The organism is Psychroserpens mesophilus (genome assembly GCF_000826645.1).
In the GTDB taxonomy this organism is placed as follows: domain Bacteria; phylum Bacteroidota; class Bacteroidia; order Flavobacteriales; family Flavobacteriaceae; genus Psychroserpens; species Psychroserpens mesophilus.
This window is the reverse complement of sequence record NZ_JXJP01000003.1, coordinates 89,005-115,000: the sequence shown is the minus strand read 5'-3', so window position 1 is coordinate 115,000 and position 25,996 is coordinate 89,005. Positions and strand designations below refer to the sequence as shown.

Annotated in this window: 16 protein-coding genes; 6 read left to right on the top strand and 10 right to left on the bottom strand. The window is 33.9% G+C overall.

Features of this window, described 5'->3' with window-relative positions:
* Position 1: 1 nt before the first annotated feature.
* From TD18_RS04335 to hpf, 5 genes are all read right to left on the bottom strand, one after another.
* The gene (locus TD18_RS04335) at positions 2-1,246 is read right to left on the bottom strand and encodes a mechanosensitive ion channel family protein (protein ID WP_040248991.1); all 1,245 of its coding nucleotides are present in this window, start codon (positions 1,244-1,246) and stop codon (positions 2-4) included.
* A complete protein-coding gene (locus TD18_RS04330; RefSeq protein ID WP_040248987.1) occupies positions 1,247-1,537 on the bottom strand; it encodes a DUF3817 domain-containing protein in 291 nt (96 codons plus the stop codon).
* A gap of 46 nt (positions 1,538-1,583) precedes the next feature.
* On the bottom strand, positions 1,584-3,764 hold the full coding sequence (locus TD18_RS04325) for a T9SS type A sorting domain-containing protein (RefSeq protein ID WP_040248985.1): 2,181 nt from the start codon (positions 3,762-3,764) through the stop codon (positions 1,584-1,586).
* Between the two features lie 184 nt (positions 3,765-3,948).
* Positions 3,949-4,776: an OmpA/MotB family protein gene (locus TD18_RS04320; protein WP_040248983.1), complete on the bottom strand. Its 828-nt coding sequence runs from the start codon at positions 4,774-4,776 to the stop codon at positions 3,949-3,951.
* A gap of 113 nt (positions 4,777-4,889) precedes the next feature.
* Positions 4,890-5,192 (bottom strand): ribosome hibernation-promoting factor, HPF/YfiA family, encoded by a 303-nt coding sequence (gene hpf, locus TD18_RS04315; protein ID WP_040248981.1) that lies wholly within the window; start codon positions 5,190-5,192, stop codon positions 4,890-4,892.
* 201 nt (positions 5,193-5,393) lie between these two features.
* Between hpf and TD18_RS16585 the strand changes: the two genes are divergently transcribed.
* From TD18_RS16585 to TD18_RS04300, 3 genes are read left to right on the top strand one after another with little or no spacing between them, the layout of a single operon-like run.
* Positions 5,394-6,113 carry a DUF6090 family protein gene (locus TD18_RS16585; protein WP_052461043.1) on the top strand — a complete coding sequence of 240 codons (720 nt, stop codon included), beginning with the start codon at positions 5,394-5,396 and terminating at the stop codon, positions 6,111-6,113.
* A gap of 29 nt (positions 6,114-6,142) precedes the next feature.
* The gene (locus TD18_RS16580) at positions 6,143-6,832 is read left to right on the top strand and encodes a hypothetical protein (protein WP_052461042.1); all 690 of its coding nucleotides are present in this window, start codon (positions 6,143-6,145) and stop codon (positions 6,830-6,832) included.
* A gap of 40 nt (positions 6,833-6,872) precedes the next feature.
* The gene (locus TD18_RS04300) at positions 6,873-7,643 is read left to right on the top strand and encodes a DUF481 domain-containing protein (protein WP_040248979.1); all 771 of its coding nucleotides are present in this window, start codon (positions 6,873-6,875) and stop codon (positions 7,641-7,643) included.
* A 922-nt stretch (positions 7,644-8,565) separates the two neighbouring features.
* Here the strand turns inward: TD18_RS04300 and TD18_RS04295 are convergent.
* Positions 8,566-11,340, bottom strand: a complete 2,775-nt coding sequence (locus tag TD18_RS04295; RefSeq protein ID WP_040248977.1) for a COR domain-containing protein — start codon at positions 11,338-11,340, stop codon at positions 8,566-8,568.
* Positions 11,341-11,938: 598 nt separating this feature from the next.
* On the opposite strand from TD18_RS04295, the gene TD18_RS16575 reads away from it, so the two are divergent.
* Together TD18_RS16575 and TD18_RS16570 are read left to right on the top strand one after the other, a co-directional pair.
* On the top strand, positions 11,939-12,739 hold the full coding sequence (locus tag TD18_RS16575) for a hypothetical protein (RefSeq protein WP_052461041.1): 801 nt from the start codon (positions 11,939-11,941) through the stop codon (positions 12,737-12,739).
* Between the two features lie 533 nt (positions 12,740-13,272).
* Complete coding sequence (locus tag TD18_RS16570; protein WP_052461040.1) at positions 13,273-18,168, top strand: FG-GAP-like repeat-containing protein; 4,896 nt, start codon at positions 13,273-13,275, stop codon at positions 18,166-18,168.
* A gap of 172 nt (positions 18,169-18,340) precedes the next feature.
* On the opposite strand, the gene TD18_RS04280 is transcribed toward TD18_RS16570, so the two are convergent.
* A complete protein-coding gene (locus tag TD18_RS04280; RefSeq protein WP_152611308.1) occupies positions 18,341-19,027 on the bottom strand; it encodes a glycoside hydrolase family 18 protein in 687 nt (228 codons plus the stop codon).
* A gap of 111 nt (positions 19,028-19,138) precedes the next feature.
* The gene (locus TD18_RS04275; protein ID WP_052461039.1) at positions 19,139-21,877 is read right to left on the bottom strand and encodes an alpha/beta hydrolase family protein; all 2,739 of its coding nucleotides are present in this window, start codon (positions 21,875-21,877) and stop codon (positions 19,139-19,141) included.
* A 219-nt stretch (positions 21,878-22,096) separates the two neighbouring features.
* On the opposite strand from TD18_RS04275, the gene TD18_RS04270 reads away from it, so the two are divergent.
* Positions 22,097-24,181, top strand: a complete 2,085-nt coding sequence (locus TD18_RS04270; RefSeq protein ID WP_040248973.1) for a DUF3857 domain-containing transglutaminase family protein — start codon at positions 22,097-22,099, stop codon at positions 24,179-24,181.
* A 97-nt stretch (positions 24,182-24,278) separates the two neighbouring features.
* Here the strand turns inward: TD18_RS04270 and TD18_RS04265 are convergent, their stop codons facing one another.
* Both TD18_RS04265 and TD18_RS04260 read right to left on the bottom strand, forming a co-directional pair.
* On the bottom strand, positions 24,279-24,653 hold the full coding sequence (locus TD18_RS04265; RefSeq protein WP_241480639.1) for a hypothetical protein: 375 nt from the start codon (positions 24,651-24,653) through the stop codon (positions 24,279-24,281).
* Positions 24,654-24,666: 13 nt separating this feature from the next.
* A complete protein-coding gene (locus tag TD18_RS04260) occupies positions 24,667-25,977 on the bottom strand; it encodes a hypothetical protein (RefSeq protein ID WP_052461038.1) in 1,311 nt (436 codons plus the stop codon).
* Positions 25,978-25,996 lie beyond the last annotated feature (19 nt).

Below are 25,996 nucleotides of genomic sequence, written 5' to 3'. Positions count from 1 at the left end.
TTTAATTAACATCCATAAACTTGGTTGGATATTCAAAGACTTCTAAATCAAAATAAGTAACAGCTGCGAGCGCATGATCAAAAATATCGGCCATGATATATTCGTAGTTCTCCCAGCGTTTATCACTACTAAAACAGTAAATCTCTAAGGGCAAACCATGTGGTGTTGGTTCTAATTGCCTCACCATTATAGTCATGTCTTTGTTTACAGCAGAGTGGTTTTCAATATAAGTTTGCATATACTTTCTAAACACACCAACGTTAGTCATGTTACGACCGTTAATTAAAACAGATTTATCAATACTTTTTTCGGTATTGAAATTAGAAATATCTTTCTGACGCGACTCCAGATAACTTGATATTAGCTCAATGCCTTTTAGTTTTTTTATGTCATCATCAGTTAAATACTTAATACTTTTTGCTTTCAATATAATAGAGCGTTTGATACGACGACCTCCGGAAGATTGCATACCTCTCCAGTTTTTATAAGAATCAGAAATTAAGGCATACGTCGGAATATTGGTAATGGTCATATCAAAATTTTGAACCTGAACCGTAGATAAATTTATTTCAATCACGCTTCCATCTGCACCATACTTCTCCATAGTAATCCAATCTCCAATACGCACGCTATCATTGATTGCAACTTGAATACTGGCTACAAATCCCAGAATAGTATCTTTAAATATTAATAGCAATATGGCTGAAGCTGCACCAAGTGTGGTGAAAAATTTGAGAAATGATAAATTGATTAAAATGGCTAATATGGAAGCGATTGCAATAATCCAGATAAATAGCATAACTACCTGAATATAACTATCGATAGGTTTATCTTTTAATCTTGGCAAAGTTTTGAAATAGGATTCAAACGTGTTTAGAATACTTCTTATAATCCAAATCGTTAAAATGATTCCATAAATCTTTATCAGAATCAAAATATAGCCTTCAAATTGCGGAAAATCATGAAATACTAAAGGAAATAGTTTGATCGTAAGTACTAATGGCACTAAATGCGCAATACGTCTTGGCGCACGATGATTGACTAATAAATCGTCAAAATTTGTTTTTGTACGTTCTGAAATACGATTAAAAAAACCTATGATAATTCGCCTCGCTAATCTGTCGGCAATAAATAGAAAGATCGCTAATATGATAAATAAGGATATCATATTGAGATACTTTGCTACAATTTCAGAAAGTCCTAATAAAATAAAATAATCGTAAAAAAAATGACGTATGGCTTCCATTTATTTCGCTTTTTTCAAATACGTTCTATCCACATAAAAGGTTCCAAAAGGAATTACTGAAGCGGCTAGTACAATCAATAAGGTTTTACCATGCCATTTCAGTTGTGATGCCAGCAAAACTGCCAAAACAATGTAGGCCACAAATAGTAATCCGTGTGGCATTCCAAGAAGTTTCACATATTGCGGATCATTGGCAAGATATTTAATTGGAACTGCTACAAATAGCAATAAAATATAAGATATACCCTCTAATAAGGCTATAACTTTAAAGCTGTTAAATAACGAAAACATAAGCGTCAAATTTGAATACAAAAGTACCTTATGTTCTTTGTTTTATCTAGTTTTTAACAACTTTTTTAACGAATGCTGTATTGTTATTCGTATCGATGAATTTAGCAAAATATAAGCCTGTTCCTAGCGAAGATAACTCCAATTGTGTTTTATTTTGAAGCAAGTTCGATTTAAAAACGCGTTTACCGTCCAAGCTATACAATTCTACGTACAATGCATCATTTCCAGGATTTGAAATAGTCAGTTCATTTTGAAATGGAATAGGATAGAGGCGAATCGTTTCCTCAAGTGCTATTGATGGAGTACTCAAAGTACCTTCAAAATACTGTTGCGCTAAGTTAAAAGCTTCATTTCCAATTTTATCACCAATGATTCGTCCTCTGATATCATCAATAGGAGGATGAATTCCTCCCCAAATTCTCGATAAGCTGGTTTGATCTGACGCATCACGATAGGTTGCCCATTGTAAGGTCATATTTTCTGTTGGACCCACTTCAAAAACTAAAAAGTCATTTTGTGTTAAGTCGAAGGTTCCCATTCCTCCTGGAAAAAACGGATCTCCAGTTAAACGCGTCAACACTTCAGCAGCTGCTCTAGAAAAGGTAGAATGACCAGACAAATAACCAGCAAAAGGCGGTGTTACAAATGTACCTCTTTGATAAGGCCACCAATGTTCACCTAAAATCCAGTCAACACCCGCAACATCTGTTTCGGGATCATTAATAAAATCTGGACCTCTCCAAGCATATATTTTAATTTTACCCACATTTTCATCACCTGAACCAGCCAGTTCTTCACCAGATTGCACCAGTTCTATCAAACCTGGAATTAATGGCATTCCATGTGGATCATAATTAGGTAAAGAGGCATCACTACTTTGACCTTTTCCAGCCATATAACGAATAGCAGAAATCGGACGAATATAATCGTAGTAACCTTTAATTCCCCATGTATTTATGGCAACGTCATGCATAGCACCACCAAGTGCCATATAACATTTCACATCCCATTCTAAATTACTTACAGTAGGACCTTGACCACCTATTTTTTTAACCACATCAGGATGATCACTTACATAATTCATAAGCGTAAACCAGTGACCAGGAGGTGTTTCAGAATCTGGACCATCAGCCCAGAATTCGGCAAGAACTCTGGCATAGTCAGATCGTTTTACGATATTGGGAGCATAAGGCATTCCTGTAGCCGGATTAAGGGCATGACCTGTACTTGCATCACCACCATTGGTGAAGTCGTAAAAGGCTTTATATTCCTCAAAAGTTTGTGGTAAGTTATTCAAATCAAAATTCCCAATGGCTCCAGGTGAAATATCAATCATAGTAGGATCATTAGGATCTAAATGTGATGACCAAGAAGCCACAAGCGAGAAGTGCCATTTATACGGATCGTCAATGCCATCTTCATTAGAATTCTGAATATAAACTGGTGGTCCTGGATCGTTATATACATAACAATCAAATCCGTCGTTTAAAATCTCCAAATCTTCAGGAACCAGACAGAAAGGTTTGACGTTTCCCCATTCCGGACTTAAAAACGCTGGTGTATCATCAGGAAAAATATTTCCACTTTGATCTACAAAGGTTGAAAAAGCTAAGGGTTGCCATTTATTGGGATCGATTGCAGTGTTATCCTGATACATTTCTAAAATTAAAGGTGGATTATCAGGTATGTAAAACACGTTAGGATAATTGAACTGTTCATATGAAAAATCATCAAGACCAAAAGCAATCATTTGAGCAGCCAGATAATTTCCTAAAGCGGCATACGATCCAGTGCTATAATCTTCAGAAGTAAATGTATCATCGTAACCATAACTAGCAAATAAATTGTCTATCTCAGCAGTAATCTCATTGACGCCTGGAGAATTAGAGAATCTGTGCTTTAATAATCTCATGATGGCAAAACTCATCACTTCGTGCGTTGCTGCATCTGCATCTGTAGGAGTTGTTATGCCATTGAACACGCAGTTGTAACCACTAAAGTTTTTTCCGAGGAAAACAGTTTCCGCTTGCGCATCAAAAACTGCCCAGGCATCATACATTAAAACAGAACTATGAAATAAATTCCTGGCATGAACGGTAGGACGTGCAAAATCGGAACGCACAGCATCTAACAATACTTCATTCCATTCACGAGCAACAGATTGCTGCGCAGGTGATGTGTAGATAATAGAAAAACATACGACAAGTAATAGTGTAATTTTCTTCATGATAATCAGCAGGTTAAAATTTATCCTATAAAAGTATAAAAGTTTTCCAATTGACAAAATAATGACCAATTATCTTCGATGAAGTAACCTTAAGGATAGATAATGAGAGATACCATATAAAAAAAAGACTACTGTAATTTACAGTAGTCTTTCATGGATTAATTAACATTAAAGAGGTTAAGCTTTATTCATTTGACGACATCAGCGCAAAGAATTTATCAATATTTGGTAAAATGACAATTCGCGTTCTTCTGTTGGTCGCTCTGTTTTCTTTTGTATCATTTGGTACTAAAGGCTGGTAGAAGCTACGTCCTGCAGCAATGAGTTTTTCAGGTGCTACGTTATGATCTTTCTGAAGTTTTTTAACTACAGATGTTGCACGCAATACACTTAAATCCCAGTTATCTTTAACAGATGCTGTACTTTTTAAAGCTTTGTCATCTGTATGACCTTCAACCATAATGTCTAAACTTTCTTCAGAATTCACGACGTTTGCAATTTTTTGAAGGATTTCATTCGCTTTATCGCTAATTCTATAACTTCCAGAATCGAATAACATCTTATCTGATATAGAAATCATAACTACAGTTTCTTGAATATTGATAGAAATATCTTCATCTTCTTCAATGGTATCCATCGACTGTTTTAAATTAAATTGCACTGCAAGATTCATCGAGTCTTTAAGTGTTTTAGCTGTTGCCAAGTAAGCAGGAGGTACCTTTTTTAAAGATTCTCTCAAGGCTACTTTTTGATTTTCAGAAATCACAACACCATCAACATTTACAAGTTTAGCATTGTTATCTTTAGTTAAGGAATTTATTTTAGAATTGTAACTATCTACACGAGCTTCAATGGCTTGAAATTTAGCTTCAAGTTCTTCCTTTTCAACTTTAGTCTTTGTCAGCTCACTTTTTAATTCGCCATTATCTTGCTCTAGAGCAACATATTTTTTCTTTGACACACAGGCTGTTAAAAATAAAGCTGATAATACAATTAATGATAATCGTTTCATAATTTTGGTTTAAGAGTTAATAGTTATGTCTTATTTACGGTTCTAACACAGATATAGATGTTTTAAAACCAATTTTAAGATTTTTTTAGGATGAATTTGTTGAAAAACGTCTTTTAATACGTCTTCATTTTTTCTTTACGTTTTTGCAATTGTCGGGTCAATTCATTAATGGTTTCAACAACGGAAGCATGAAACTCATCATGCGAAGCTTCAGCAAATAGGCGAGGACCAGGAGCACTTAATCTGATGCCACAAATCATTCCTGTTTTATCACTTGATGTGTTTTCTGTCTTAAAGAAGACATCTGCACGAATGACAAATTCGAAACGGTTAAATACGGGTTCTAATTTTTCCTTAGTAAAAGCTTCTAAACTTTCACTTGGTGATACATCATGATATTCAAATATAACTTTCATAAATTGTGTTTTTAATTATAACACACTAACTCGTTTAGTGTTTGTTCATTAATGATAACAGAATTTACTGGTTATAGATGACGCATTTCTTAAGATTATTATCTCATATGAATTTCGCAGGTCATCATCCTACGTATTTGTATTGTCTGCCTTTTTATTTCTGAATAGTTCTGTTATATTTGAGAATAACTAGACAAACCTATGAAGTTATTTAATGCACAACGATTTCAACTTTTAAAAGGAAAGCGTTTTCAAAAGTATATTGCCTATGCTTTAGGTGAAATTATTTTAGTCGTTATAGGTATTTTGATTGCCTTGGCAGTTAATGATTGGAACAATCATAAGGCAGATGAAAAAGAATTACATCGCATAATAAACGTTATACACGCTGATTTAGAAGCCGATTTAAAACTGGCAACAGCCTTGATTGAACGATCTGAACAACCTCAAATACTGATAGAAAAGATTTTATACGATAGCACATTTAAAGATTCTATTAGAACATGTTTAGATTGTAGGTATTTAATGACTGCAGGTGACATCTCTGAGTTTAAATCAAAAGGATATGAACTCTTAGTTAACTTTAATAAGGAAGTAAAACAATCCAATATTTTTGTGGATTCATTAGTTAATTTTTATGGCGTTTATAATAAGGATCATATGACGTTTCAAAATAAAATAATTATTGAAGAAATTGTTAGCAACATGCAATATTTACGAGATAATTTTAGCTGGTTTGCTGCCTATTTTAAAGACACAGAATGTAATACTGAATGCCTTGATTATTTTGAAAGTAGTGACTATATAAACCGTTTGACCTATTATGAAGCGCTCTTTTTTGATAACTATCTGTATTACATTAATCAATATAGAGACGATTTAAAACATATGATTGCATTCTTAAATCAAAAACAGACATAAAGCTATTTAATAAACAACGTTATGCATTTATGAATGGAAAACAATTTCGAAAGTACATGGTCTATGCCATTGGAGAGATCATCCTGGTAATTATAGGAATTTTAATTGCTTTAGCTATTAATAATTGGAACCAGGAAAATCAACTAAAAAGTGCAAATAGGGCACTTCAAAAAAAGGTTTTGGCGCAACTGACGAAGGACATCGATTTTTTAAAAGAGTTTCAGGAAGATATCGAAAGTTTAAATCAGACTTACCTTAAAGTGTTAGGTCGAGACTACGATAAAGCGAAAGTTAATGAGCAAGGTATGATTAGCACAGTGTTGTTTTCAGTAAATACCTTGTCATTAGATAAACATTTAAATAATTTGATAGACAATGCTACATTAGATAATAGTCATGCTTCGGAAAAAATGATTGATATCAACAGTATGTATAAAATATATTTAAAAGATATTGATGATATTGAAGCGATTATATATGATAAAATGACCCATAATTTAGCTGTGATTGAAGAAACCCAATCCTGGTATTCCGAATTGATTACAGATTTTATATGCAGAAATGATTGCATCAATTACTTACTGAAAAATGAAGATCACAAATCAAGAATTGCGACGCTGCGCTTTTTGTATGTCAATGGCTATGGCAGTATTGTAGAAGGTTTTCATGAGGATTTGATTTCAGCAAAAGCAGAACTCGAAGGTCTTGTAGTAAATTAATTTTGAGGTTTTGGGTAGGCTTAAACTATTTACAATACCTATGATGAAACTACTGGTTTACGGTTTCTTTTTTACGACCAGTACCATGTACAGTCAGATTAATGAAAGTGCCACAGATTCGTTAAAGATTAAGGCCAATTTGTCGTTAACCGGATTTTGGCAATCTGGAAATGTGGAGACGTTTATTTTTAGAGCTAAATCTGATTTAAGTTTTAAACCTTGGAGTGATTGGGTATTTAAAACACAAAATTCTTATGTGTATCAAGAGTTTGGAAAAGAAAAAGCAGACGAGGATATTTTAAGTTTAAACTTTTTATATATCAATCCGAAACGCACTGTTTATCCGTTAATGCTGGGATTTTTCAGTACCAATTACAGAAGAGAAATTAATGCACGTTATTTATGTGGCGCAGGCGTTAGTTTTGAAATCATCAAGCATAAAACCAACTGGCTTAAGTTATCTGTGACCAGCGAATTTGAACGCACGCTATTTAAGCAAGCACATTTTAATCTTTCCAACTATAATGGAAACACGTCTATTAATACAATTCGTGGAACTTTATGGGTTAATGGAAAGTATTATGCTTTTAAAGATAAAATTATTTTAAGCCATGAAAGTTATGTACAGCCATCATTAGAGGCTTCAGACAATTATAGATGGCAGGCCGATTTAGGTGTAGAATTTCCATTAGTGAAGCATTTAAATTTTAAGATTAATTATCGTCACACATTTGAAAGCTTGGTGATTGCCAATCAAGAGCGTCAAGATCAATTTTTGACTTTTGGGTTTACCTTGAAGAATTACAAATAATATGTTGGTGTCGCTATAATTCTGTAGAGACTATTGAGATTGATTATCCTGTGGAGGTTTGATTCTGAATACACTATTTAAGATTGATCATCCAGTGGATGATTAATTTTAAATACAACTAAAGAGGAGATTGCTTCTGTATATGCAATTAAGGAAATGTATCTTTGATAACCTAAATATTTCTATTTTACATAATATAAATTATAATACAAATGTATTCATGTGAGTAAAATAGCGAATAGAACTTTTGGGTTCTATTTTACATAGTTGCAGATATGACGCCTTTAGGTTCATATCGTTAGACAAATCGACTTTAGGAGATTCACGAACTCCTATCAATTAAATTAAAATACGTGAGTAATTATGTAACAGCTAATTGTGACATTCTTCTCATGAGTATAATTATAATACAATTCACAACACCCAAGTGTTTTATATCTAATGTGATTATGTACAAGCTAATTGTGGCTAAACAATAAAATTATTAATAAAAAGCGTTTTTATAATTTGAGTATTCGGTACAATGATTAAGAAGTTATGTTTTAAACGATTTAACGAGGTTCATATAATTTAAATATTCTGGACAATCGTCCAGAAATTTTGAAATACACGATTCTCAGCGAATAAAAAATTCTAATAATTTTAATTTATGTAAATCGTCGGGCTCATAACCCGAAGGTCAATATGTAATTGTCTATTGAAAAAAAACCAATCGCTAAGAATCCCGTATTTCATACTTTTATGAGTCATGATCCATTTAAGAGATTTTTGTTTGCTTTTTATAATTAGTACAATTTACAATGTGAAATATTATGTAAAATAGAATTATAAATAAATCATCCAGTATAATTGCATTTGCAAAGCCTAAAATATGTACGCTCCACTCACCTATTGTTTTACCAAAATTTTATGAGGTCGAAAACTAATTCATTTTAATTAAGAAATGATAAACTTCACAAATGGTATTATCCCTTTGATGCATAGATTTAATAACCTTTAAACTGTCATTTTTACTTAATTCAATATTCTTACTATATGAAATAAGTTTAGCTCTTTCATCATATTCTTCTTTTAAAGGTAATTCTTTTATGTAATCAATATATTTATCTTGAAACTCCGAAAATTTCTCGGTCTCAGAATAGATAAGCATAAAATTTCTTGATAACCCATTTGTATCATAATCAATTAATAATTTATTCAAATGATTAATAATCGTTTTATTTCCAGAATTAAAAGAGCTTAATCTCATTGCTTCAACAATAGCTACTGGCATATTTCTTGAATTTCTAACCATTATATCTAACTCTCCACTAAATTTTTTAGCCTTACCGCTTCTTGTTTGGTCAGTAACAAAATACCCTTTTGACCGAAGATTATCAGTGAAGTTATCTGTAATTAAATCCTCAATTTTAACTATGCTTTTTCGTTCTAAAATCCTAGAAGATATTTCCCATATATCATAAGTCAAATCTTCTTTTGTAAAACCAAATTCAGTTTTATATTCACCTGACGACATATCATAAGGTCCAATTAATTTAGATAAATCTACATTTTTTAAATGCAATTGGCATTGAACTGTTTGAATTTTAGCAATTCTTGCTCTTTCAAGATATTCATAATCAAACATGAATGGAGAATCTTCAACAAGACACTTATCACAATTGCATTGAATATTAGTTTCGTGGTGTGGAAAATTTAATGTTTGGTTAATAATATCTAATTCTCTTTTAATAATACTTAATAATGTAGCCTTGCTATCGCCAGATACTTTGATTTTTATGGTTCTAGAAAATTGGTTACTTTCAATTATTCCAATAGAGTCATTGTGTTGAACATAAAGCCCATTTTTCCAGTAAAAGTTATCATAAATAGAATCTTTTAACCTCACTGTCAAACGAGATAAAATACCAGCTGGCATAAAGTCATATTTATAAACTAAACTAATTGGGTTAATAATCTGTATATCTAAATCAGGGGAACTTGGTTTTAATAATTCTGGTATAATAAATGTGCCTTTGTTTATTTCAAAACAAAGCTCAAATTTCTTCATTAGTTCAATAATGTAACTCATCTGTTGAGAATCATAATCAGATATATGTTTTTCAAGTAATTCATTATCAAACTCACCAAAATTTTTTATTACGTCATTTAAATCTAGTATTCTGTATACGCAATTCGTTGCCCATTCTGGTTTTAAGAAAACCACAGGTTTTAAGATTGGATTATCAATAAAATGCAAGAAAACACCCAAATCATGAAAATAATTACTCAAATGTTTTGATTCAGTTTTATTTAGCCCATAGCTATGACAAATATCAATATAGGCTTCATACGATATATAATTATCCGTTAGAGCCTCTAATTCTTCTCTAATATTACTCCAAACTTCAGGTAGTTTATCTCCAATATGCGGAAGAGTAATAATATTAGTTTTAATACAATTAATTAAATCTTCAATATTTGTACCTTCCTTTGCACTTACAGATTTAAAAGCTTTAATATTAGGAAATTTCTCTTTCAGAGATTTTTCATCTATTTCTTTTAGCCTTTCATCAATTTTATTTAGAACAATTATTACTGGTGAGGAATTACTAAGCATTTTTATTATATTCAACCAATAATCAAAATTGATTAGTGATTCATCTTTTCTAGCTTCCCATAAAAACAAATAAATGGATCTTTTGGTTAGAAAAAATTGATGGGTTGAATGATAAATTTCTTGCCCTCCAAAATCCCAAGCATTTAAGCGAATTCTCTGATTTCCTTCATTTTCCGTTTCGCAGCTAAGGTGCCATTTGAAAATATCAATTCCTTCTGTTGTATATGTTTCAGGACTACTGCCATTAATCATTTTATTAATTAGATAAGTTTTACCTACAGCTCCTTGACCAACAACCAATAATTTAGCTTCATTCAAACGTACTGAAGCTCCTAAATGCATATAATAGTTTAAAACACCCTTTAACCCTTGCTTAGAGATTTCAACTGGAACATCACCTATTGGGTTTCCACTTAAGTTCAAATCTTGTAACTTATTAAGCTTGGAAAACGATTTTGGCAATGTAATTATGTTATTACCAGTTAAATTTAAATAGCGAAGTTCTGTAAGCTCACATATTTCTTCAGGCAATTCAGTAATATTATTATAGCTTAAATCTAAATGTCTAATAGATTTTAGTTTGTTTATATCTTCCGGCAAATTATCTATAGAATTTGAAGATAAATTTAGATGCTTAAGTCTTTCTAGAAGTAAAGATTTTGGGAATTTACTTATTCCATTATTGCTTAAATCAGCTTCTTTTAATTTGTAGAAAGATGAAAAATCGACTCTTAATGTTTGTAAGTTATTAGATGATAAATCAATTTTTTCTAATGAATTAGATAGTTTTTGTAAGCCTATTAAATCAGTTACTCTATTATCTCTAAAGTTTAAAACCTTAAGGTTTTTACATAAAGTAATTACTTCTGGAAAAAGAATGAATTTATTATTACTTAAATTTAAGTTCTCTAGCAACACAAAATTTTCAAAAAATTCAGGTAATTCAGTCAAACTATTATTAAATAAATTCAAAAATTTTAATCTCTTAAAATCTATTAACTCGTTAGGAACTTCTTTTAATCTGCCATTTTCTAATCTTAAATCTTTAACTTTATTTGGATTTTTTGCATTAATTTTATTCTTAATATCTGGCTTCATAAAAAAATTTTGAAATTAAACTGTAAGCTATTCCAAATATAAGATAATTTGAAGTATTAATACCATTCCACACACATTCCACTACGCTCCTATCGTCGCTTCAACAAAAGCATATCCCAAAAAAAATCCTTAATCCACCTCATTTCCACTAACGCTACTTCGGGTCTCCTTCGGGTTTACTTCGGGTTTACTTCGGGTTTACTTCGGGTCTATTCGGGTACAAACACTTTTTTTTACTAGGATGCATTTTTATGATATTCTCATAAGGTAGTCGGCTACTAATGAAAATACTACAAACTAATAGACTATTTTCTATAATAATTTACCGTTTGTCTATTAATTTATGCATTTAACTGATTATCATTCAATTAAAATACGGTTTCATTTAAAATTGTTTTTATACATTTGAGTAAATAATCTATACGTATAGTATTCGCGGTGCTAATAGTCTAGAGTATTTAAAACCTAATTGCCTTATATAATCCCTGGGCATAAATAACCCAATAACAGGATCAGACCCAAGTCTATTTCCTTAATATGAACCTAAGTGACTGTAAAACATATTTGCCTTTTGCAGCAACTTGTAAAACCTTTTATTATGGCAAGAAACAATTCATTTGTAAAATTAGATGGTACCCTAGACGGACTAACATTTTACAGAAAAAACGGACAAAATTTTGTGAAAACCCAAAGCAGAATTAGTAAAAAACGCATCATGAACGATCCTGCGTTTAAACGTACACGCGAAAACATGATGGAGTTCTCTGGTGCTTCTAAAGCTGGAAAAGCCTTTAGAGATGCCTTCGCCAACATGGTAAAACTTATGGGAGATTCCTATATAAGTTCTCGCTTAAGCGGTATAATGAGACGAATAATCAGCGCTGGTGCAGGTAAACGTGGAGAACGTGACATGGATCTGGTTAGCATGAGAGACATCTTTAAAGGCTTCGAGTTTAATAATAAACTCCCGTTTAAAAGCATCTTCTATGCACCTTATGCACTTCCTAATATCAATGCGTCTCGTGATATCATAGACTGGTTAGTCACAGATTTCGATACAGATGCTTTTATTACAGCTCCAGAAGGTGCTACACATTTTAAACTGGTGTTAGCTACTGGCTATGTTAGCAATTATGAATACATTCCTGTGATGCGCAGCTATGAGCCAGATGAGGATACCGTTAATGGTAATGGTGGTACTGCCTATAGTGCACCAATCCCGCTTGGTGGTATGGTAGGTAGTGACATTGCATTAGAGGTAGATGTATCATCTCTTGGTGCCATACCTGCTAGCTCGGCTGTATTTGTTGGTATTGGTATTGTATTCTACCAAGATATTAATGGAGACTTATACGAGTTTGCACAAGGCAATACTATGATGGTATCTGTTACAGGATAAGTATCCTGTCTTAATCCAAAACTACCCTACTCTAGCAGCTCGATAAATCTTCTAGAGTAGGGTTTTTTATATGCACTATTCCATGCGAGTGTAACGATCGTTTTATTGTTATAAAGGAACATAGCAAGCGCATTCAAGCTATATGGTATCCTGCTAAAATGATCAACAGGATAGTGTTCTGTTATCCATCCAAATCAACTAACAGGTTATGCCTAAATTGGTTCTGAGAATTAGTAATTAAAACCTCGCCATAATTTTAGTCAAAAGTACGACCACCCATAAACCAAAAAATCAATACGTTAAACGAAAATAGTACCACAACACGAAATTATTAGTATCTTGTCTTTTAAATAATTATGCTTGACATTGATTTCAAGGATATAACATACAACTAAAACCAACTAACTATTACTAAAACTACGCACTAGAGTCTTCATTACTGCTTTCATTGTTACAACTATATGTTCTTTTTTGTTTAGGAATGACTAGCACATGATTTTTTTAAGGTCTGTTTTGTTAATTCCATAAAGACTATGGCTAAAAAGAAACTTATCACAGGTTTACTATTAACAATAGTAACGCTTGCCGTTCTATTTGTTATTGATTTACCAATTAATGCTTCACATTATTCAGACTATGAAGACATAGAACTTCCAGATAATAAAATGTTGGCCTTAGCTTCTTACGAGGTTGAAGATTTACTGGCAGAGCAAGCCAATAATGCCGCAGCGATTGCCAAATTTCTGAATTCAAATTTTCCCACAACGACGCCTTCAGGCAATACTGGAGTGCCACTTTTACTTTCGCAAACAGGTGCTTTTTCTAATTTGAACACCTTGACGCCAAGCCCAGGACTCATTCCTTATGATATGATTGAACCGTTTTGGTCTGATGGCGCTGACAAAACAAGATGGATGGCTGTACCAAATGATGGTACTTACGATACTGCTGACGAGCAAATTACATTTTCAAATGATGAGGCTTGGGACTTTCCAAGAGGTTCTGTTCTTATCAAACATTTTGAGATTGATGGACAACGACTGGAAACACGATTTGAAGTGAAAGGAGACGATGATGTCTATTACTATCTAACCTATAAATGGAATGCTGCTCAAACAGATGCCGACCTATTAGATGCTGCCGTTGATGAAGATGTCGTAGTAAACGGCGTTACACAATCCTGGCATTACCCAAGTCGAACCGAGTGTGTGTCGTGCCACTTTCCTCAAAATGGAAGTGTTCTTGGTCCAAAAACAAGAAATTTGAATAAGGCTATCTTTTACCCGAGTACAGGGATTACGATGAACCAACTGGTTAATTTAAGTCAGCTCGGACTTATCACGGAAACCATTACCACAGGCAATGTTGCTAGTTATCCAGCCGTTGCAGCAAAAGACGATTTAAGTAAGTCACTTGAAGATAGAGCCAGATCGTATATTGATGTCAACTGTTCAAGTTGTCATAACCCAACAGTGGATAATATTGCTATGTTTGATGCGCGTTATACCACACCCTTAGGAAATCAGAACATGGTTTATGGTGATGTCATCTATGACGAAGGTTTGAATGATCCTAAGGTGATTATTCCTCAAGATGTCGCCAATTCAATGGCACATTTTAGAATGAATTCTACACAAACTGGCATTGAAATGCCACCTATAGCAAAAGATGTTGTTGACGCAGCAGGTGTGCAATTAATTGAAGACTGGATTAATAGCTTGACACCTACCACCTCTTCTCCACCAGTAGCTTTGTTTTCTGCTTCTACAGTTAATGGAATAGCACCATTGAGTGTTGATTTTGATGCGTCGGCTTCAACAGATCCTGATAATGATCCGTTAACATACTCATGGGATTTTGGTGATGGCACTACAGCTTCAGGTGTTACGACCAGTCATGTCTATACGACTTCAGCTGAATATACAGCAATGTTAATTGTTAGTGATGGACTTCAATCTGACCAAGCCACAACGACCATTGCAGTCAATACGACGAATCCTGGAGGAAATGCAGTAGCCTTTACCGACGGAACAGCGCTTCTGGGTCAAGACAATTTTAGTGGTTTACCGATGGGAGTTATCGATATGAATGGCGACGGAAAAGATGATATCGTTCAGTTTAATAATGCCAGAAGTCTTCGTATTCAATATCAAAATGGACCTGGACAACCATTTACAAGTTTCGATCATGGTAATGTGAGTAACCAAAATCAATGGGGAACAGTCATTGCAGATTTTGATCATAATGGCTATAATGATATTATGGCAGGTGGTGCCTATGATAACTTAAAAATTATCAAGAATAATAATGGGAATAACTCCTACTCGCAGTCAAATCTATTTAACTCAAACATCTTCTTGCAAGGTGCAAATTTTGCGGACATCAATAATGATGGCTGGGCTGATATCTTTGCTTGTCATGATGATGCAGAATCACGAGCTTTTCAAAATAATCAAGATGGAACACTCTCCTACAATCAAGATTTAATACGGACGTTTACCACACCAACCAGTGATAATTCTGGAAATTATGCAAGTATGTGGATTGATTATGATAATGATGGTGATCTTGATCTTTATATTTCCAAATGTAGAGGTGGTGTCACCAGTGATACTGATCCGCGTCGTTTAAACATGTTATGGCAAAATGATGGTGATAACAATTATACTGAGGTTGCTGAACAAGCAAATCTTAAAATAGGAGCGCAAACCTGGTTATCAGATTTCGGTGATATTGATAATGATGGTGATTTAGATGCTATAATAATAAACCACTTTGAAGGTCCAAATTTAATGCGAAACAATGGTGATGGCACTTTTACTGAAATTACTGCAGGAAGTGGACTTATGCCAACATTAGATTCGCAAAATATTACAGGGATACAAGGATTCTTTAAAGATTTCAATAATGATGGATTTATAGATTTAATGGTTTCAGGAACTAATAGCCACTTCCTCTTTTATAATAATGGAAATGGCACGTTTCAGAATGCAACAAATCCGTTTAACTCCGATCAAATTCATTCGTTCTCTGTAGGAGATATTAATCACGATGGTTTCTTAGATATTTACGCTGGATATGCTAACGGATTTAATTCTCCAACGACCATAAAAGATAGAATCTGGTTAAATGAAGGAAACGCCAACAACTTTCTTAACATTCAATGTGAAGGAACGGTAAGTAATATCAATGGTATTGGTGCTCGAGTAGAATTACATGGTAGTTGGGGAATTCAGATAAGAGATGTGAAATCAGGTGAAGGCTATGGTTTGGTAAATTCGTTTACGCAACATTTCGGTCTTGGAGTCAGTACGCAAGTTGATAAAGTGGTCGTTAAATGGCCTTCAGGAATTGTGGATGAAATCCTTAATCCGGCAATAAATCAATTTTTACATATTCTAGAAACTGAACCAACACCAACATGCTTTGATGGTATTCAAAATGGTGATGAAACTGGAATTGATTGCGGTGGCTCTTGTCCAGATGCTTGTCCTGGTCCGCCTCCTTGTACAGACGTCACGGTTTCTATTATACTTGACAATTACCCAGAAGAAACAAGCTGGGCCATCTTAAACAGTTCAGGAGAGACTGTTGCTTCAGGAGGGACTTATAATAGTGAACCCGATGGTTCAACAGTTACTATTGTAGAATGCCTCGAAGATGGCTGCTATGACTTTATCATCTATGATACTTACGGAGATGGTATTTGCTGTGGATATGGCAACGGATCCTATAGTGTCACTGCTAACGGATTAACAGTTGCTTCTGGTGGAAGCTTTACAAACTCTGAGACCACGAATTTCTGTTTGGATGAATACCCATCAGTGTATACCTATAATAACGATGTTTGGTCGCCTAGTGATCCTAATAATGTCTCGAATAATACCGACACTATTGTCGTTATGGATGGTAATGCTGTGATTTCTATGGATACTGCAATTGACCTTATAACAGTTGAAGCTGGTGCCGCTTTAACAATAAATCCAGGCGTAACTTTAACGGCAAATACAACAACTTTAAAATCAACATCTCAGATGTATTCCAGTTTAATCCTGGATGGTTCTTTAACTGGAACCATAAATTACGAACGCCATGTGAATGTAAATGGATCAGGAGAAACTGGAAGTAACGACTTAATTTCGGCGCCATTAACCGGTCAGACATTTAATGATTTTGCATTAGCAAATCCTAATATTTTAAACAATGGCACCTTATATCTATTTGGTCATTTTGATAACAGCACAGCTGAATATGCCACTTATGCTGGCACGTCTTCAGTAACATTAGATCCAGGAATAGGTTATAGAGCAGCATCAAGTGACAATGACACCTTTACGTTTACAGGAACAGCTAATACTGGCGTTGTGACTTATAACATCACTAATTTTGAACCACAATCAGATACAGGAGAATGGAATCTTGTCGGAAACCCATACCCTTCCTATCTAAATGTCCAAGCATTTTTGACTCATGAATTAGGTCCAGAAGTGAGTAATATGACTTTATTGCAGGCCAGTACTGCAGCCATATATGGCTATGATGGTGATGCACTAGATGGCTGGACTATTTATAATTTAGCAACTACAACCCCTTCAACACTTATAGCTCCTGGTCAAGGATTCTTTGTAAGTGCTAATATTCCTTACGAATCTTTATATGATTTAGAGTTTACTCCAGCTATGAGAGCTACTGGAACTAGTGATGATTTTATATTAGGACGATCGCAAAATGATGCCAATTCAGTATTAAGCACATTAGTATTATCAAATGCTACTGAATCTTACAGTTCACGACTATATTTTATAGAAGGAACTACCAGAGGCTTAGATATTGGATATGATGCTTGTGCTTTTGGAGGTGCCTCAGATGATTTTTCAATCTTTACGCACCTTGTTGAAGATAATCAAGGTTTAGAATTTGCAATTCAATCGTTACCATATTATGATTTCAATGATGTTGTTATTCCGTTGGGCGTAAAAGCACCATCTGGAACACCTTTAACAATTAGTTTAGGAGATAACGCTACCTTACCAAATTCTGTAAATGTATATCTTGATGATACCTTATTAAATACTTTAACGCTTTTAAATGATTCTGACTATGTTTTTACACCAGATACAGCTTTAGCAGGTGCAGGTCGTTTCTTTTTAAGATATTCTAGTGACACCTTATCACTACAAACTCTGGCATTAAATGATATTTTAATTTATTCGGATAACTCCAGTCGTGAAATTATTATTAAAGGTCAGTTATCAGAAATGAGCAAAGTGAATATTTATGATATCCAAGGGCGTTTGGTAAGACACAAAAATCTTGATAATTCAATCCTGACAAATGCTGTCGATGTTACTACATTAAGTAGTGGCGTTTATATCGTGCAATTGTCAAATGGTAGCACTAAAAAAATAAAAAAACTGATCATTAATTAAAATTAATAGATATCGTTTAAATTGAAAAAAGCAAGCTTATTAAAGCTTGCTTTTTTTATGGATTGGTGAGGTTTATATTATACATACTAATTACATGTTAAAATATACCGGAAACCGTAATGAAATATTTCTCAAGAAAAAAACAAAGACAATAAGGTATTGTACTTTCATACTATTCTATAGGTTTCACTACTTGTAATAATTCAATCGGCACTCCTAGATTGAGATAGGCTTTCATGACCTTGTCTTGTGCTTCAGTGTTTGACATTGGCATCAACACATAATAATCAACATATTTACTTAAGGCCTTTACATCAAAAGCATTTGGATACGTATTGGGCAAGCTCAAAACGACATACTTCCCTTGTTTATGGGTGTGTGTCGCGAGCATAGTAACGAAATTTGTTAATTTGTGACGATCTGCGAGAGCTACTGCGTCTAATTGGAGGTGAATCCCTTCAGCATTTTGTATTGCCAGTTTACTTGAAGAGTTAACGATAAAGGTGGCCATAGCCTTCGTATTATTTAAAAACTGCCGATTCGCTGTTGAGTCAGTAATTGTAGCCAATAGTATACAGTCAACACCTATATACTGTAAGGAATCAACTACAGGTGACAACTCCCAATTATTTGTATGCATAGCGTCTCCTGTGAAGGGATCTATGGCATAGCCAGCATAAGACAAGACATCAAAATCTTTATAAGTATTGGCATTAAAATCGTTCTTGGTAGTTGTTGGGTATATTCCAAATTTTAGAGATGTTTTAGAACTATCTAAGTTAACGTGTGATATTGCATTAGAGCTCTCTCCTGCTTCACTATTACTGGCATCATGTTTGTATGATTGTTTACAAGCCACAAAACAAATTATACAACCGATGAGTGTTATTGTTTTTTTGAACATCTGGATATAGAGTTATGAACCTTTAAAAAGCTACCAAAAAAGGAAACGCCTCTTACTGTTCTTTCATTAATTACCATTTTCAATCACCTCTGGCCCAATTCGTTTTTTATCTAAATGATCGACTCCTTTGGTCATCCAAAGTGGTGCTGGTGCATCCTTGAGATAGTGATCAAAATATTGCTTCATGCGAATCTGAAAATCTTTCTGATTATCTTCGTTTTGTAAATGATGTGGTTCATCAGGATATGACAGGAGGATCACTTCTTTCCCAAGTCGTCTAGCCGCAGAATAGAACTCTAACCCTTGATTCCAATCTACAGCACCATCAGCTGTACCATGAAGTATTAGAAAAGGTGTTTTGATGTTAGGCGCATGATGCAAAGGTGATTGGCTGTAATACAGCTCCATATTTTCCCAAGGGCTCACTCCCATTCTACCTTGAGACCACTCAAGAATAGGTCCGTTAAAATTACCCGAACGCTTGTAAGTGATATTGTACATACTTATTAAGTTGGTCAGAGGAGCACCAGTCACCACAGTCGCAAACATATCGGTTTGAGTCACGATAAAAGACGTTTCATAACCTCCCCAACTATGCCCTTGTAAACCAATTCTTGCTGGATCTGCATAGCCTTGTTTAATGACTTCCTTAACAGCACTAGTGACATCATCTAAAGCAGAAGATCCTGGCAAGCCTGTATCATAAACGATATCTGGCATTAACACCAAATAACCATTACTTGCGTAGGTTGACATGTGAGGCCTATCGTCATAGCTAGGCATAGAATACACGTGATGTCTTTGCGACAGTTTTTCATAGAAATACACAATCATTGGGTATTTTTTAGAGGCATCATAATCTGCAGGTAACGCTAAGGTTGCCTGTAATTTATGGCCACGTGCATCGGTATAATCAATCAACACACGTTTTCCCCATTTATAATTTGATTGTTGCGGATTAGCATTGGTTATTTTTTTTGGTTTATTGAACGACAAGTCAGACATCCAATAATCAGGAAACTCTACAAATGACTGTTGGGTAAATATGACTTTATCTGCATACTTAGCTTTAGTGATACCTCGTATAAATTTATCTTCGTAGCGCAACACTTTAGGAGCTTTGCCCAGTTCTACTTCATAATATCCTAATTTCTTTGTTTTATCGCCATATGCAGACAGTAATAAAGGCTTAGTAAGATCGAAAGCTTTCGCTTCTGGATCTAATTGTACCAGTCTGAAACGAATTTCTTCCTTTGTACCCATACCTTGAGTTATATTTGCTGTCATGTCTGAATTGAGAGCAATAGTCCATAAATCATATTGATGATTGAGGATTAGGGTATTACCATCTTTAGACCATCCAGCCACACCATAGGTTGGTTTTTCTACTGGTTTATCATAGTCCACATCACTAAAATTTAGTCCGGTTTTAGCAGATAAATTCTTCAGGTTTGCCTTTTGGAAATTATAACCCATAACTTCACCATCTTTAGAAAAGAGTGTCCATTCACCATTTGGAGACATGCCCAAAAATCTATATACATTTTTAGCGATAAGCTGTTTTGCTCCTGTAATTGTATTAATGCTGTATAAATCTTCGAAGCCACCAGGAATTTTTAGGTTTTTACGATACAATGTATCTACGCCACCAACAGCCCATATATTTCTTTCTGAAACCAGTATTGAAGGCATGTCCTCATTTTCTAATTGTAGAAACTTTTTGTTTTCGAGATTTAATACCGATTTAAACGTTGACCTTTGATCTCTTTTTGCCTGAACGATTTGACGAGATTGAATGCGTTCATCTTTCCAGTGCCAAACATCGACGTTGGCTTTAAGCTCATCTTCCTCTTTTATTTCGGTTTGTTGTTCTTTAACCCCAAGATATAGTTGGGTTCCAGCTTCATTCCAGCTTAAATTACGATGCTCACTGATGACCATGTTTTTAGGAAAATTAGCATCTTCATGTGGATTATAAGTTTCTTCCAAACCAGCAGTAGTCATGCCAGGCGCGAGATTAGAGGTCCAATAAATTGTGTTCTGAAATTCTGTGTTTTCCTCGTCTTTAGTTCCGAATAAAACAGCGATTTGGTTACGCTTATCATTCCAAGAGATCTCAGAATAAGTATACGCACCAGTATGCAAAGGCCACGTACGTAAGTTACTAAGATCAATTAGATATAACCCATTTCCATTATCACCATCGGCATCAACTGTATATGAAAACAATGTGCCTTCTTCATTAAACGCATAGTCTGACACATTACCAATATTGATCGTTTTATCTGCAGTTAAATCTTTCAGTAATAGATCGCTGCCTTTATGATCGGCTTTTTTGTCGGCAGGATTTTTAAGAATAGCTATAAACTTTGCTGTTTTAGAAAAGCTAAAGTCTTTTACACTTTTAATATCTGTAACTACATTGGTTTCGAGGTTTACAAGTTTCACATCACTTAAGACAGGTTCTTTGGCTTTTTTAAGTTTTTCAGCAGCCTCTTTTGTAGGGTCTGTTAAAAAAGCTAACCATTTGCTGTCTTCTGAAAAATCGGCTTGTTTTCCGTTGATTGCAGTACGTAATGTATCAGCATCTACTTTTCGAATATGTAGTGTAGCATCACCTTCGTTTGGTTCGTAGGCATACGTCATATAATTTCCATCAGGCGATAGATTTACATTGTTTATTCTATTCCATTGGGCATAATCTTCCAGCGTTAGCGGCTTTTTCGTTTGACCGAAACTAAATTGACTACAAATAAAAAAGACTAAAATTACTTTAAAAAAACGTTGGTTTTGGAAGCTTCTCATAATGGATTGGTAAGATAATTTGATGATTACTGAAATGAATTAGACAAATATAAGAAACTAAATCATGGTTTTAGGTTGATCAAGGCATAGTAATCGCTAAGTATATGTATTCTAATTTTTTATTATTAATGAGAAAGCGACTAAGTATTTGAATTTTATACTTTTTGGCTTTAGAAATGATATATATTTTTAGTTTATTTGTTTTTATAATCCATGAGCATGAGGACTACAACTACCAGCCACTATCTATTTATTATCATTTGTTTTTTTAGTTTTAGCATTTATCAGGCTCAAATTAAAATTAGTGAAACTCCACAATGGGTTGTTCAACAAACCTATGAAAAAGAACCAGATATAGATTTGAAAGAAATTTCCTATGGCTTACTTACCTTATTGAGTGATGAGCAGATTCACATTCCTAAAAAGGAGCGTTACATAAGATATGTTCAAAAAATTACAGACAATGTTGGTGTTCAAGATGGCTCAGCTGTATCAATTAATTTCGATCCTACGTATCAAGAGCTTTATTTACATAAGATTACTGTTTTTAGAGAGGGTAAAATCATAAACAAACTTAACGTCAACGATTTTCAGACCATTCGTCAAGAATCAAACGCAGAGAGCTATATTTATGACGGAAGTCTCAACGCTATCGCCAACCTAGCCGATATTCGTAATGGTGATATTATGGATGTAAGCTATACCATCAAAGGATTTAATCCTATCCATGGTTCACATTTTTCAGTTGCTACTTCGCTAAACGATTTTCAACCTGTAGGTAAAATTAACTTCTATCTCATTTCTAAAAATACGCTGCAATACAAAACCATAAATTCAGATATACAACCCCAAAAAGGGACTTATAATGGGTACCTCACATATCATTGGCAAACGACCTTAACTGAAAAGCCAACTTTTGAAGATAATATGCCGAGTTGGTATTTACCTTATCAAAATGTATTTGTTACCGATTATAAATCTTGGAATGATGTTGTGAATTGGGCTCTAACCGTTTATGAAGATGAATTAAAACCATCTCATGCACTAAAGACTAAAATTGATCAGATAAAACACAGTTATGATAATGAAGGCGGACGTATTAGTGCTACATTAAAATTTGTGCAAGATGATATTAGGTATCTTGGTCTGGAATCTGGTATTGGAGCTTATAAACCATTTTCACCAAATAAAGTATTAGAGCAGCGATTTGGTGATTGCAAAGATAAAAGCTGGCTTATGGTAACCATGCTAAGACATATGGATATTGAAGCCTATCCTGTACTCATTAACTCTGTTTATGGCGAATCACTTCATCAATTTTTACCATCGCCAAAGGTCTTTGATCACGTTGTTGTAAAGGTTGTCGATAGTACTGATAACAATTTTTTTTACGACCCAACCATCAGCAATCAATTTGGGAGTTATAAGTCGGTCGCATTTCCAAATTATAGTAAAGCTTTAGTGATAAAAAAAGGCAATACTTCATTAGAACAAATTACGTCTAAAAGTGAAGATTTAGTCGAGGTATTTGATACATTTGATTTGCCTTCTGTAGGCGGATTTGGGACGCTCAATATTATGACGGTTTATCGCGATGCCGAAGCTGATGCCATGCGATCATATTATAAATCGAGTAGTTTATCTTCTATGCGTAAAGATTTTAAAAACTATTACGATAAACTTTACGATGGCGTAGAAGTCTTGAAAGACCCTATTTTTGATGATGATAGTTTAGCAAACAAAATTCTCGTTGAAGAGTCCTACAAAATCAATGATATTTGGACACAGATGCTTGCCGACGATAAAAATATTACTGTAGAATTTTCTCCTTACAGCATTTCTGATGTTTTTATCTCACCTAATGACAAAGAACGAAAAACGCCATTTGCGTTATATTATCCAACACATAAAAAGCATCAAATTACGGTTAAACTTCCTCAGCGATGGAGTCTTGCTAAAGATGATATTAGTGTGAATTCTAAAAGTTTTGATTTTTCAATGAAGGCTAAAATGAATCCTTCAAGAGACATTTTGTATCTCAATTATGAATACAGAAATAAACATAGTTTCGTTAACCCTGAAGATTTTGATGATTACTACACAAAAATCAAAGAAGTTGAACAAATAATTGCCTACTATATTTATATCCCAAAAAGCGAGTCTAAAAATCGAAGTTTTCAGAAACCTCTTTTAAGTGATGAAATGGCTTCAACAGTAACGACCATTATTTTTTTAATTATAGGTGTGGTCGCTTTGATTGTTATTGGTTTGGTTATTTTTGTTATTCGAAGTAACAATAACTAACAGCTACTATTATTTAAACAGAATTTTCATGGCTTCCCATTTCTTCTATAATTAGATATCTGTTTTTTCAAGCCGTTAGCGATACGTCTTAATTTAATTATAGAGCTGCTTTTCTTACAATCGTTTCCAGTTCGTCAAAGGCTTTTTGTTGCGAACCAGCAAGCATGGTCTGCTTTAATTTTTCAGCTATGAATTCAATTATATTCTGTCGGATTCGCTTGCTTTTACCAAAATATGAGTTCATCATTTTGTTAGGAATGATGTAAGACAATTTGGCTGTATTCCCTTCTGTAAAATAGACTTTGATGGCATGCATGCTGCTTTTTTTGAGTACCAGACATTCTTCCAATTGACCGTTGGTGTCTAATCTAAAGTCCCAAATATCAAAATCAATATAACATCCATTAGTGGCTTCATTTTTAAGACGATTATAAAGTGTTTCTAAGGAGTTATATTCATTTTTAATAGTCATTGTTTTTGTCATATTATTTAGTCGTTTGAAATTCAATAAGAAAAGGTTTTAGCGGTATACCTTTTTCCGTTCTGAAATTATTTGAAATTAAAATCTGATAGTGTTTGTTAGGTTCTAAACTAACAACTAAGGTCCATGCCTGATTACCTGGCTCCCAAAATCGATCTGTGACCTTCGGAAAACTTTCTGCACCTAATTCACCAAAATCCACACTCGTATTGAGTCCGTTGAGAGGCTCTGAAAACTCAACAGTGATTTCTTTAGTTTCTGGATTAACCATTGTACTGTTATTTTCAAATTGTTTTATTTTTAATACTGTTGGTCTTGATTTATCAAAATCTTCATACATGACTTCTAAAGGTTTAGAAAAGAAATGCGTTCTATCAACAAAATCTTCAACCTGTGATTCGTTGGTATAGTCTAATTCTATCATTTCTTTAATTGCAGCTTGTTTGTCTTCAGCTTTGTTATAGTTTATTTCGGCAATTTGATAGCCAATATAGTAGCCTAAATCTCTCACATTAAACTCGTTTTTATAATCACTCCATAGCCATTCATGTCGGTTATACCCAAAGAATAGTTCGTTTTCAAATTTAGTTTTTACGGCTTCATTTTGTTTGCCATATTCTATAGCTGGAGCAGATGAAGGCACTCCGAGTGCAGTTACCGAAACAAATTCAGCTATGCCTTCGTGTAAAACGTATGACAGAAGGTTATTCACAACTGGTTTTTGTTGTGTATGGACGTATTCATGAACATTCAACAGTACTAAATTATCAATTGGGTTACTGTCAAAATAAATACGTCTTCCTCTTTGAATATCTCCTTGAAATTCTGAAGACACTGTGTTTCCATCTGTCATTGCCAATTCACTACCAATAAGAACCAAGCTATCGATTGTAGTTCCTGGAGTACGTAACGCTCCAATGGTGAAATAGATTTTAGCAGGTTTTAATTCTGGATAGACCTTTTTAATTCTTTCTATACCAGAATTTAGTTCGGAAACATAAGCATCAGTTTTAAGTGTGTTTTCCCGAATAGATTTCCAGAATTTGGGATACGAGTTAATAGCATCAATGTAATCCTGTTGTGAATAATTTCTAGCCTTCATAATTCCCTTTAAGCCCAAAGTTCCTTTCTGGATATACAAACTATCAAGGTATTTGTATTGCATTATAGAATCATTAGTAGCCACAATCAGGTCATAAGCATTCCAAAAGTTAGCAATATCGGACGAGATAATGTTTTGATTTGAATTTTTCGCTTTGTGATCACATCCTAAAATTGATAGTATAAAAATGAATAGAGGAACTGTATTTTTCATTGGTTAGAGTTTCATTTAA

Excerpts from the sequence above, each read along its gene's own strand:
- TD18_RS04335 (WP_040248991.1), bottom strand. The coding sequence starts at position 1,246 with ATGGAAGCCATACGTCATTTTTTTTACGATTATTTTATTTTATTAGGA.
- TD18_RS04260 (WP_052461038.1), bottom strand. The coding sequence starts at position 25,977 with ATGAAAAATACAGTTCCTCTATTCATTTTTATACTATCAATTTTAGGA.
- TD18_RS04325 (WP_040248985.1), bottom strand. The coding sequence starts at position 3,764 with ATGAAGAAAATTACACTATTACTTGTCGTATGTTTTTCTATTATCTAC.
- TD18_RS16580 (WP_052461042.1), top strand. The coding sequence starts at position 6,143 with ATGAATGGAAAACAATTTCGAAAGTACATGGTCTATGCCATTGGAGAG.
- TD18_RS04330 (WP_040248987.1), bottom strand. The coding sequence starts at position 1,537 with ATGTTTTCGTTATTTAACAGCTTTAAAGTTATAGCCTTATTAGAGGGT.
- TD18_RS04275 (WP_052461039.1), bottom strand. The coding sequence starts at position 21,877 with ATGAGAAGCTTCCAAAACCAACGTTTTTTTAAAGTAATTTTAGTCTTT.
- TD18_RS16570 (WP_052461040.1), top strand. The coding sequence starts at position 13,273 with ATGGCTAAAAAGAAACTTATCACAGGTTTACTATTAACAATAGTAACG.
- TD18_RS04265 (WP_241480639.1), bottom strand. The coding sequence starts at position 24,653 with ATGACTATTAAAAATGAATATAACTCCTTAGAAACACTTTATAATCGT.
- TD18_RS16575 (WP_052461041.1), top strand. The coding sequence starts at position 11,939 with ATGGCAAGAAACAATTCATTTGTAAAATTAGATGGTACCCTAGACGGA.
- TD18_RS04295 (WP_040248977.1), bottom strand. The coding sequence starts at position 11,340 with ATGAAGCCAGATATTAAGAATAAAATTAATGCAAAAAATCCAAATAAA.
- TD18_RS04270 (WP_040248973.1), top strand. The coding sequence starts at position 22,097 with ATGAGGACTACAACTACCAGCCACTATCTATTTATTATCATTTGTTTT.
- TD18_RS16585 (WP_052461043.1), top strand. The coding sequence starts at position 5,394 with ATGAAGTTATTTAATGCACAACGATTTCAACTTTTAAAAGGAAAGCGT.
- hpf (WP_040248981.1), bottom strand. The coding sequence starts at position 5,192 with ATGAAAGTTATATTTGAATATCATGATGTATCACCAAGTGAAAGTTTA.
- TD18_RS04300 (WP_040248979.1), top strand. The coding sequence starts at position 6,873 with ATGATGAAACTACTGGTTTACGGTTTCTTTTTTACGACCAGTACCATG.
- TD18_RS04320 (WP_040248983.1), bottom strand. The coding sequence starts at position 4,776 with ATGAAACGATTATCATTAATTGTATTATCAGCTTTATTTTTAACAGCC.